9 protein-coding genes are annotated in these 10,328 nt (G+C 66.1%); 2 read left to right on the top strand and 7 right to left on the bottom strand.

Translation table 11 applies throughout. The annotated features are described in order from the left end of the window. From G3O00_RS20015 to G3O00_RS20005, 3 genes are all read right to left on the bottom strand, one after another. A partial coding sequence (locus G3O00_RS20015; RefSeq protein ID WP_241025245.1) for a DUF5682 family protein occupies positions 1-1,209 on the bottom strand: 1,209 nt, incomplete at its 3' end. A 144-nt stretch (positions 1,210-1,353) separates the two neighbouring features. Further along, the gene (locus G3O00_RS20010) at positions 1,354-2,460 is read right to left on the bottom strand and encodes an AAA family ATPase (protein WP_241025244.1); all 1,107 of its coding nucleotides are present in this window, start codon (positions 2,458-2,460) and stop codon (positions 1,354-1,356) included. 594 nt (positions 2,461-3,054) lie between these two features. Then, on the bottom strand, positions 3,055-4,029 hold the full coding sequence (locus G3O00_RS20005) for a nitronate monooxygenase family protein (RefSeq protein ID WP_206144074.1): 975 nt from the start codon (positions 4,027-4,029) through the stop codon (positions 3,055-3,057). Positions 4,030-4,364: 335 nt separating this feature from the next. Here G3O00_RS20005 and G3O00_RS20000 point away from each other — a divergent pair, with 335 nt between their 5' ends. Continuing rightward, positions 4,365-5,360, top strand: coding sequence for a helix-turn-helix domain-containing protein (locus G3O00_RS20000; RefSeq protein ID WP_206144073.1), 996 nt, complete (start codon positions 4,365-4,367; stop codon positions 5,358-5,360). A 127-nt stretch (positions 5,361-5,487) separates the two neighbouring features. On the opposite strand, the gene G3O00_RS19995 is transcribed toward G3O00_RS20000, so the two are convergent. The 3 genes from G3O00_RS19995 to G3O00_RS43425 form a co-directional block, all read right to left on the bottom strand. After that, the gene (locus G3O00_RS19995) at positions 5,488-6,873 is read right to left on the bottom strand and encodes an ABC transporter substrate-binding protein (protein ID WP_206144072.1); all 1,386 of its coding nucleotides are present in this window, start codon (positions 6,871-6,873) and stop codon (positions 5,488-5,490) included. 36 nt (positions 6,874-6,909) lie between these two features. Beyond that, on the bottom strand, positions 6,910-7,209 hold the full coding sequence (locus tag G3O00_RS19990) for an SgrR family transcriptional regulator (protein ID WP_206144071.1): 300 nt from the start codon (positions 7,207-7,209) through the stop codon (positions 6,910-6,912). 108 nt (positions 7,210-7,317) lie between these two features. Then, entirely contained in the window at positions 7,318-7,569 is a 252-nt protein-coding gene (locus G3O00_RS43425; RefSeq protein WP_241025247.1) for a hypothetical protein, read from the bottom strand. Here G3O00_RS43425 and G3O00_RS19985 point away from each other — a divergent pair. Beyond that, a complete protein-coding gene (locus G3O00_RS19985) occupies positions 7,456-8,451 on the top strand; it encodes an NADP-dependent oxidoreductase (protein ID WP_241025246.1) in 996 nt (331 codons plus the stop codon). The two genes, G3O00_RS43425 and G3O00_RS19985, sit on opposite strands and share 114 nt — an antisense overlap. A gap of 289 nt (positions 8,452-8,740) precedes the next feature. Here the strand turns inward: G3O00_RS19985 and G3O00_RS19980 are convergent, their stop codons facing one another. Next, positions 8,741-10,171 (bottom strand): amidase family protein, encoded by a 1,431-nt coding sequence (locus G3O00_RS19980; RefSeq protein ID WP_206144069.1) that lies wholly within the window; start codon positions 10,169-10,171, stop codon positions 8,741-8,743. Positions 10,172-10,328 lie beyond the last annotated feature (157 nt).

Genomic DNA, 10,328 nt, shown 5'->3' with positions numbered 1-10,328 from the left:
CTCGACGCGCCGCTGCCGTGGACTTATCGCGGCCCGCAGCGGCCCGCGATAAGTCCACGGCAGCGGCGCGTCGAGCGCGTCCTTCACCAGCGCGCCGGCCAGCGCGTCGAGCCAGTCGCAACGCAGCGGCCGCACGTGGCCGCGCAGGCGTGCCAGCCCTTCGGCCCGCACGTGCACGGCGATCAGGTCGGCCGTCGATACCGGCAGCTTGCGTGCACGCAGCCGCTGCATCACGTGCTCGAGCACGCGACGCGCGGCGTCTTCGGCACCGTGCTCCCAGACCCACTGGTAATAGGCCGGCGAAGGCATGCCCGATGCGTAGCCCGCGAACGCGTCGAGGCGCTTGAACGTGTAAGGCACGAGATAGGAACCGTAGCGGACGCTGTGCGCGGCCTCGCCGACGGTATTCGCGCCCGTCTCGGTCACGCCGGCGTCGTTCGACTGTTCGTCGAGCGCGGCGCCGGCACCGCCGTCGATCGAGCCGGGTTCCGGCGTATCGGGCAACTCGGCCGGCAGCGTGCGCCAGAGTCGCGCCAGCGCCGGCGCGTGATAGCCGCCGCAGACGACCAGCACATCTTCCGCCTGCCCGCCCGCTTCGGCGACCGCCCACGCGATCCAGCGCGCCATCATCCGTTCGCGCGCCTGGTTGCCGAGCGAGCCCGGATCGTCGTCGCGCAGATGCGAGAAGTAGGTCGACAGGCGTTCCGCGAGTTCGTCCAGTGCGTCGGGCGTATCGCCGACGCCCTCGAACAGGTGATCCCACAGCGCATCGCGGCCCTGCACGGCAAGCGTGTCCGCCAGCGCGCGCTCGTAGGCGTCGGCGCGTGCCTCGTGTTCGGCGTCCGCGACATCGGCATAGCGGTTCTCCAGCCGCGAGAATGCCGCGTGCCATGCGGGCAAGTCGATGAAGCGAACCGTCGCGCCGACTTCGCGCCCCGCCTGCAAGGCCTGCCATTCCGGCGAATGTTCGGCGAACGGGGTCCACGAGCCGTAATGCGCGGCATCGCCGGACAGATAACTGTAGATCGCGATCGGCAGACGGTGCGGACGATACAGTTCGTCGAGCCGGTCGTTGAAATCGGCCGGCCCTTCGATCAGCACGTAGCGCGGCCGCCGCGCGCGGATGCGCTCGGCCACCAGCCGCGCGCAGGCGGGGCTGTGATGCCGGATGCCGACGATGTGAGGGGTGTTGGACGTGTCGGTCTGCATGCGGCGCCCGTCAGTCGACGTCGATGCGTGCGACACCGCCGATGGCGCCCGGCCGGCCCTTGCCGCCGTGCGCGCAGTGCGCGTCAGGCGCAACCCGTCCCGGCCGCGGCATATCGCCGTGAACAGTCGCATTCATGCTGTGCGTCACGGCAAACGGTGGCGCGCCGCATAGTACGCGCGCCAGTGCGCCCCTTCGCGCCGTGCGGCCTTCTGTTCGAAGTAGCGGCGCAGCTTCGCGCGATCGTCGGCGTTGTCCTTGACGACGGTGCCGGCAATGCAGTCGACGAGATCCTGCGGCGACCCTTCGCGCTGCTCGAGAAACCATGCGCGCACCCCGACCGCATGCGCGACGTTCACCGCTTCGGCCGTCGACATCACCGCCGTCAGCCGGTCCATCGCGCCGTCGCTGCCCGACGCGTCGCCGGCCCCGCCGCGCAGATCGCGGAACGTGGTGACCAGCAGTTCCAGCACCGGCTGCGGCACGGCCGCCGGAATGCCGCTGCCGGCCAGGAGACGCGCGCTGGCTTCACGCACAAGCGCGAGTTCGCTGTCGAAGTCGAGAATCGGAAACACGGTTTCGAAATCGAAGCGCCGCTTCAGCGCCGCGCTCATCTCGTTCACACCGCGGTCGCGCGTGTTCGCGGTCGCAATGATGTTGAAGCCTTCGCGCGCGTACAGCATCCCGTGTTCGCCGTGCAGTTCCGGCACCGCCATCACGCGGTCCGACAGCATGCCGAGCAGGCAGTCCTGCACTTCCAGCGGCGCACGCGTGATTTCCTCGAAGCGCACGATCCGGCCGTCGTGCATGCCCTGGTACAGCGGCGCGGGCACGAGCGCACGCGGGCTCGGCCCTTCGTTGATCAGCAACGCGTAGTTCCAGCCGTACTTGATCTGGTCTTCGGTGATTGATGCGCCGCCCTGGATCGTCAGCGTCGACGTGCCGCTGATCGCGGCCGCCAGCAGCTCGGACAGCATCGATTTCGCGGTACCCGGCTCGCCGACCAGCATCAGCCCGCGACCGGTGGCAAGCGTGACGAGCATGCGCTCGATGCTCGCGATCGGCGCGACGATCTTCGGCGCGATGCCGAGCGCACGATCGCCGGCAATAAATGCGCGGGCGGCCGTCAGGCTCAATTGCCAGCCCGGCGGACGAGGTTGGGCGCCATCCTGTGCCTTCAGCTGGGCGAGCTGATCGGCATACAGGACTTCAGCGGGCGGACGCTGCAATGCATGCGGTTGAGACTGAGCCATGTCTGCTTCTTCTTGTCTTGTCATCGCGGTCGGGCTCGAATGCCCTCGGAGCGCGAATTATATCGTCGAGCGCGAAGTCACGATTCGGCGATGCCGGTTTTTGTCATCTCGCGGGTGGGTCGCGGGAGCAGGCGCTGGTTCGCGATGGGTCGGGCCTGATGGAAACCGCAATGGGCCGCACGTTGCGCGTGTGATGCCACTGTCGCGTCGGCCGGGCTCGAGGATGATGCCCGGCCACGCCGGACGAAAGGCAGGCGAACGTGGCTATGGAAAAAGCGGAATCGGGCAACCCGACGTGCCCGATCCGACAAGGCGAATTCGCTGAACACGTGAGCACGCAACCGTCCGGAGGCGATCCGGACGGTGGTGGGCATGGGTCTCGAGCCTGAACTCGCAATCTGGCAACTGCAACCAGCGACGCAACAGACTAGGCACCGTGAACATCGACCGGGTGCTTGCGGCCATCGCCACGGCCAACCGGTTCGTACTTGCCGGCTGCCGTCAGCACGCGCTGACCGGCGGCATCACATCACGCTCCCGAAGATTCGTCGGCGTAGGCCGGCGGCATCACGGCATCTCGTACCGCCAATCGGATCAAACCGCGATACGCGCCAACCGGCTGCGGATGATCTCCGTCGCTTCGCTGACGATGCGATCGACGAGTTCCTTCACGGACGGGACGTCGCGGATCAAGCCGACGACCAGGCCGCACGACCAGGCGCCCGCGTCGAGCGCGCCCTCCTTCATGATGCGCGGATACACGCCGGCGACCTCTTCGACGATATCGTCGAACCGGATACTCGCGCCGAGCCGGTTTTCCTTTTCGAGGATGCGATCGACCGCGGCATTGCGCAGCACGCGTTCGGTATTGCGCAACGGGCGCATGACCAGACGCGTGTCCAGTTCGGACGCGGCAACCAGCGCCTGCTTCACGTTCTCGTGCACCGGCGCCTCGCGGGTGGCGATGAAGCGCGTACCCATGTTGATGCCATCCGCGCCAAGCGACAGTGCCGCAACCAGCGACCGCCCGTCAGCCATGCCGCCGGAGGCCACGAACGGAATCTTGAGCTCGTCGGCAGCGCGTGGCAGCAGGATGAAGTTCGGAATGTCGTCCTCGCCCGGATGGCCACCGCATTCGAATCCATCGACGCTGACCGCATCGCAGCCAATGGCCTCCGCCTTGAGCGCGTGGCGAATCGACGTGCACTTGTGGATCACCTTGACATGCGCGTCCTTGAGCGCGGCCAGGTAGGGCTGCGGGTTGTTGCCGGCCGTTTCGACGATCTTGACGCCACCTTCGACGATGGCCCGGATATAGCCGGGATAGTCGGGGGACGTGACAGTCGGCAGGAACGTGAGGTTCACGCCGAACGGCATGTCGGTCATCTCGCGGCAACGCCGGATCTCGGCAGCCAGATCGGCCGGCGATCGCTGGGTCAGGCCGGTAATGATGCCGAGGCCGCCTGCGTTGGAGACAGCCGCCGCCAGTTCCGCGTACCCGACGTGGTGCATGCCGCCCTGGATGATCGGATATTCGATGCCGAAGAGTTCGGTGATCCTGGTTTTCATGATGTTTTCGGTTCAGGTTGAGACGAAAGCGCCTTCGCATGCCGGGAACGCGTTGCGACCACGACGCGCGTCACTGTACGGCTGAATCACCGGCGCGAAGCCGATGGAAATCCACGCGACCCGGCAACGGAGGCGCCGGAGATACCCGCGCGCCGGCCGCCTTTGCCTTCGCGCAGCCCGGACGGCCCGCGATGCCGCCCGGCGCTGCTCGTCCGCCTTGACGATCGAGTCGCCGCCCGGCGCGCCGGTGCCAGGTGAATACCGACAGTTTCCTCGCAGTTCGAATTGCCGTACATTGGCTAAACTGACACATTGCATGCGATATCCGACACACGATGCCCCGCGCCGCCATCCTTGCGTATGACGATTGCTACGCCTCCAGCCTGGGCGGGTTCGCCGACATCCTTCAGATTGCGAACGCGCATGTGCGGCGCCAGAGAGGCGATGGACAAGCGCAATTCGAATGGCGGTTCGTTTCCCCGACCGGGGCGCCCGTCATGGCGAGCAACGGGCTACAGCTGAACACGGAGCCGATCCGGCCGCGCGAGCAGTTCGACCTGGTATTCATTCCCAGTGCGCACTATGCGAGCGGCAAGGCCTTCGACCAGTTGCTGGCACGACAGTCGGCCGCATGCGACTGGCTGGTTTCGCAATGGAACGCCGGGGCCTGCCTGGCGGCAAACTGCACCGGCACTTTCGTACTGGCCAACACCGGCCTCCTGGACGGGCGGCCCGCGACGACCACGTGGTGGCTGGCGGACCAGTTTCGCAGCCGGTTTCCCCGGGTCGACCTTCAGCTGGAACCCGTCGTCACCGAGGCGGACCGCCTGATCTGTGCGGGCGCGTCAGCGTCCTACCTGTTGCAGACGATTCATGTCATCGAGCGTTTCGCCGGGGCCGTCATCGCGGCGCAGTGCGCCAAAACGATGCTGATCGACGTCAGCCAGACAAAGCAATTGCCGTATCTCCCGCTGCTGACCGACAAGACGCACGCCGATTCGCTGGTTCACCGCGCGCAGCATTGGCTGCAAAAGCACATGACGAAGGACGTGAAGATGTCGGAGATGGCACATGACCTCGGCGTGAGCGAGCGCACGATCATCCGCCGATTCCAGGCCACGCTGAATCAGCCGCCATTGCGGTATTTGCAGAGCCTGCGCATCGAAGCCGCGCGCGGTTTGCTGGAGGCCGGCGATCTCAGCCTCGAGCGGATCACGGCCCGGGTGGGGTATAGCGATACGAGCTCGTTCTGCCGGCTGTTCAAGGAGAAGGTCGGGCTGAGCCCGGGTGCGTATCGTGATCGCTTTCGGCCTGCTGCGGAATCGCAATGATGACCGGTAGAAGTACAACCCCGTTCGCGCGGCGCTACGCCATCAGCGCCGGGACGCGGCTGCATGGGAGCTGAAACGCGAAGCCCGGCGACGTGACGGCATGCGCTGCCGCCCCCTGGAGCCCGAATCACCGCACCCACAGCTCGGCGAACGACACGAACCCCAGCGGCGCGGCCTCGACACCGGCAACATGCGATGCCAGCTCGACATGCTGGTGCTCGTGCGAGATCGGGATCAACCACGCCGCATCGACCAGTTCCTTGCCGATGACTGCGTAGTCCGCCATCCGCGCGCGCGGATCGGCTTGCGCCTGGAGCGCATGCAGCCGGCGGTCCAGTTCGAGCGCGGCATGCTCCGGCATCCATTGCCGGAACATGCTGTCGGCCCCGAACCATTCGAAGCAGCCGAAATCCTCGTCGTCGTGCAGGATCTCGCTGCCCAGCATCAGGTCGGCCGAATCCCGCCAGTCGCGCCGGATCAGCTCGGCATAAGGCAGCGCCAACACGCTCAGCCGGATATTCGCGTCGCGCAATCTGGCCTCGATTGCACGGGCCAGGCCCTGTTCGTCGTCGGTCTGCCCCGTGACGAGCGTGAGCTCGGTGTATTTCGGCATGAAGGGTTCGGCGGCTGGTGTCGCGACGCGATGCCGCCACGCCGGCAGCAGCCCGGCCGCGAGCCGCCTCGCGGGATCGTCGTGACCGAACAAGCGGGCTGGCGCAAGCCAATCCGCCAGCGCCAGCCGGTCGGCACGCTCGCGGAACGCTTCGCGCGTGGCGTTGCAGACCAGGTACGTACAGCCCGCCTGCACGCGCACGATGCCCTTCTCCTTTGGCGCATGAGAAGCGGAGTACCCGAATCGGAGATCGAATCCGTCCGTCTGCCCGGCCGATGGCAGGAACCAGAGGTCCAGCTCGTCGAGCAGCGCACGCTCGCGATAGTGATCGCCGAATGCCGACAACGTGATCCGGTAGTCGCTGTGGCGCGTCAGCTTGAACGGCCCCGTGCCGACCGGCATGCGCGCAAAGTCGGCGTTCCGGTGGCGTGGCACGATCGACGCGTTGGCCGCCGCGAGGCGCTGCGGCCAGAGATGATCGACGTCGCCGAGACGACATACGATCCGCCGGCCTTCGCCGATTTCCACGTCGCGCAGATGCCGGTACAGGCGCTGGAAATGGCTCGGCTCGTCGCGCATGCGCAGCAGGGTGTATCGCACATCCTCAGGCTCCAGAAGCCTGCCATCGTGGAAACGGACGTTCGGCCTGAGCCAGAAGTGCCAGACCCGCCCTGCCGCTTCCGGCTCCCAGTGATGCGCCAGCGCCGGCCTGACGCGCTGCGTGTGCCTGTCGAATTCGGTCAGTCGTGAAAAGATCTGCCGCACCAGATGGGCCTCCAGCCGGCTGATCACCCGATAGGGATCGAGTTCGTCCACCGCCCGATAGAGGGGAATGCGCAAGCGATGGCCGTGCGAGCCGGCCGGATGGATTCCGAGGAAATCCGGAAGCCGCTTCAACAATTGCTGGCGCTGCTCATCGCCGAGGCTCGCAAACGCCTACTCCAGTTCACCATCCTCCAGCAGGCAGGACAGACGGTCGAGCACCGCGTGCTGCGGGGCAACCAGCATCGTCAGCTTCGAGAAGTGGCCGCGGCCACGCGCCGCCTCCCACCGCAACCACCCTTGCGCCTCCATCTTGCGCAGCAGGCTCCGCGCGTTGCGCTCGGTGCAGTTCAACGCCCGCGCAAGCGCCGGCAACCCGGGCTGGCCGCCCTGCTCGTCGAGAAGCTCGCCAAGCCGATGAAACTGGTCGATCAGTCGCATAAAAGAGGAAACAAAGATTTCTGAATTTGCCATTTTTATTCTGCTTGCCGTTATGCAGAATGTCCACGCACACAAAACAAGCCGATTCAAACCGCCCGACCCGATACAGGCCAACAAGCAATGATCGAATCGATCGCGAGTTTATTTCTCTTGGTTTTCGATTTGATCGTCATCGCATCGATATCGCCGCTTTAACGCGACATCGCCCTGGCCGTCATCACCCTTTCCGGAAAGTAAATGAGCGAGAAAGATCTCGGATATCAGCCGTCCCACAATACGCTGGTCCATCAGGTCGAACGGCCGCATGGCGAACCGCGTCGCGAGCATTTCCGTTTCGTCCGGCAGCCGCTGGCGCCGTTGGCACCCGGCGAAGTGCTGGTGAGAAACGTGCATTTCTCGGTCGACCCGTATATGCGCGAATGCATGGACGGCGACTGGGCGCTGCACGCGCCGCTGGAAGGACGGACCATCGGGCAGGTGCTGCGCACCACCGACCCGATGCTTCGCCCCGGCGACTGGGTATTCCATCGTCAGGGGTGGCGCACCTACGCCCAGGTGCCGGCGCAAGCGCTGCGGGTCATCCGGCCCGCCGAGGGGGTGCCGCTCACCGCCTGGTTGAGCATCCTGGGCGGCACCGGATTGACCGCGTGGGTCGCGCTGACCCGCATTGTCCGCCTGCAGCCCGGTGAATCGCTGTATGTATCGGCCGCCGCTGGCGGCGTCGGTACCGCGGCCGGCCAGTTTGCGAAGTTGCTGGGCGCGAACCGGATCGTCGGGAGCACCAGCCACGAGCGCAAGGCGCGGCAACTGACCAGCGGCCTCGGTTACACCGACGCGTTCGTGTATCAACCGGGGCAAGTCGGCGCGCAATTGCGCGAACGGATTCCCGAAGGCATCGACGTCTACCTGGACAACGTCGGCGGCGAGCAGCTCGAGGCAGCCATTGCCGTCCTGAAAGACCACGGGCGCGCGGCGCTGATCGGCGCGGTCGCGCAATACAGCGCATTGCAGCCGCCTCCTGCGCCGCGCAATCTGTTCGACGTGGTGGGCAAGAGCCTGACGCTGCAGGGTTTCCTCGTGAAGGACTACGCCAACCTGCAGCAGGAGCTCGAGGCCTTCGCCATTCCGCACCTCCAGCGCGGCGACATCGTCGCGCCGGAGACGATCACGAAGGGCTTCGACACGATCGTCGACGCGTTTCTCGCGATGCTTGCCGGCGGCAATCTCGGCAAGGCCATCGTCAGCGTCGATATCGACGATGCGGGTGCGCTCTGATTTTTGCGTCGAGTTCGCGTGCCAATAATCTTCAAATCGAATGAAGATCAAGCATGAATTTCAATTTACTCATCTTGATTGGATCAATTGATGATTTCCCATTTCAAATGACCCAGTGCGACTAACGACTTTCGAACTTCATACACACAACGATGAAAAAAACGTCTATTTCTTAAGCGAAATTCGATTGATCCGAAGCACTCGCGCACTATCGGATCAACGCATTCCGGCTCGCTGATTCATCAGCCGACGCCCGTCGGTGAGCGCCGGCGATGAACGCATCCTGAAGTCAGCCCGCCGCCGCATGCACACGCGGCCGGCGCGTATGCCACCCGGCCGTCTGCTCCAGCGCAGCCGCGACCTGCAGCAAGACCGCTTCGCTGCCCATCGGCCCGGCGAGCTGCACGCCGACCGGCCGATCGCCCGACCAGCCGGCCGGCAGCGAGATCGCCGGCGTGCCCGTCACGTTGAAGAGCCCCGTGAACGGACAATAGTCGAACACCTTGTCACACCAGCCGCGCGCGTCGAGCGTCGCGTCGTTCTGGTCGAGGTAGCCGAGTTCGACCGTCGGCATCCGCATGACCGGTGTAACCAGCAGGTCATAGCCGCCGAAAAAGGCACCGACCGCACGCGACACGCCATTGAACTGCATGAACATCCGCTGCAGGTCCAGCCCCGACAGCCGGCGACCGTGTTCGATGCATGCATGCGTGCACGCTTCCACATCGCGCGGATCGTACGGGCGCCCGAGCGCCTCGGCCGCCCCCAACGCGACCGAGGCCAGGAACGCGGTCCACGCGGTGCAGCTCGCGGCCGCGAGCGCTTCCGCATCGTACGCAGGCGTCGCGACGTCGACGTCGTGGCCAAGGTGCTCGAGCGTGCGGGCGACCTGCTCTGCCGCGGCGACACAGTCCGGATGCGTGACGCCGGTTCCGGGAAAGCGTGTCGCGACCGCCACGCGCAGCCGCCGTGCAGGCGTGCGGATCGCATCGGCATAGCGTACGGGCGGACGCCCGATGTCGAACATCGCGCCGGGCTCCGGCCCCTCGACCGCATCGAGGATCGCCGCACTGTCGCGCACCGTGCGCGTGACGGCAAACTCGATGCCGAGGCCGAACAGCGGCAGGTTGTAGTCCGGACCGACCGGCGTGCGGCCGCGCGACGGTTTCAGTCCGACGAGCCCGCAGGCGGCCGCGGGAATCCGGATCGAACCGCCGCCGTCGTTCGCATGGGCAGCCGGCACGATGCCTGCCGCCACCGCCGCCGCCGAGCCGCCGCTCGATCCGCCCGCGCTGTACGCGGGATTCCACGGGTTGCGGGTCGGTCCGTGCAGGACCGACTCCGTCGTCGCGTTGAAGCCGAATTCGGGCGTCGTCGTCCGGCCGAACGTCGCGAAGCCCGCGCGCCTGAAACGCGCCATCAGCTCGCTGTCGGCGGGCGACACGTCGTGCCCGGCCAGCAGCCGCGAGCCGCTGTCGTTCGCGATGCCATCGGCATGCAGCACGAGATCCTTGACAAGAAACGGCACGCCGGCAAACGGGCCGTCCGCCGCGTACTCGAGCGGTGCGTCGAAGGTTTCGATGATCGCGTTCAGTTCCGGATTGACGCGTGCGGCGGCCGCTTTCGCGGCAAGCATCACGTCGTCGGCGCTGACGCGTCCGGCGCGAATCTCGTCGGCCAGGCCGGTGGCGTCGTAGCGCACGTATTCATCGATGTTCATGGGCGTTCTCCTGCGTTCCTCGGTGGCGCCGGGCGGCCGTCTGCCGCCCGCCGTGACGGATGTCGTGGTGGTCGGGGCTGACTGAAGCTGGAATGAAGCGTGGATGAAGCGACTTCATTGAAGCCCACGAAAAATCCGCCCGAAATCGTTCAGATGA

Origin of the sequence: Burkholderia sp. Ac-20384, from assembly GCF_017104605.1 — a bacterium.
Classification (GTDB): domain Bacteria; phylum Pseudomonadota; class Gammaproteobacteria; order Burkholderiales; family Burkholderiaceae; genus Burkholderia; species Burkholderia lata.
Note: the sequence above shows the minus strand (reverse complement) of the source record. Positions and strands in the feature narration are given on the sequence as shown.

Bases quoted from the DNA above. Each gene is read 5' to 3' on its own strand.
- G3O00_RS20000 (WP_206144073.1), top strand. From the start codon at position 4,365: ATGCCCCGCGCCGCCATCCTTGCGTATGACGATTGCTACGCCTCCAGC.
- G3O00_RS20005 (WP_206144074.1), bottom strand. From the start codon at position 4,029: ATGAAAACCAGGATCACCGAACTCTTCGGCATCGAATATCCGATCATC.
- G3O00_RS19980 (WP_206144069.1), bottom strand. From the start codon at position 10,171: ATGAACATCGATGAATACGTGCGCTACGACGCCACCGGCCTGGCCGAC.
- G3O00_RS20010 (WP_241025244.1), bottom strand. From the start codon at position 2,460: ATGGCTCAGTCTCAACCGCATGCATTGCAGCGTCCGCCCGCTGAAGTC.
- G3O00_RS43425 (WP_241025247.1), bottom strand. From the start codon at position 7,569: ATGCACGTTTCTCACCAGCACTTCGCCGGGTGCCAACGGCGCCAGCGG.
- G3O00_RS19990 (WP_206144071.1), bottom strand. From the start codon at position 7,209: ATGGCAAATTCAGAAATCTTTGTTTCCTCTTTTATGCGACTGATCGAC.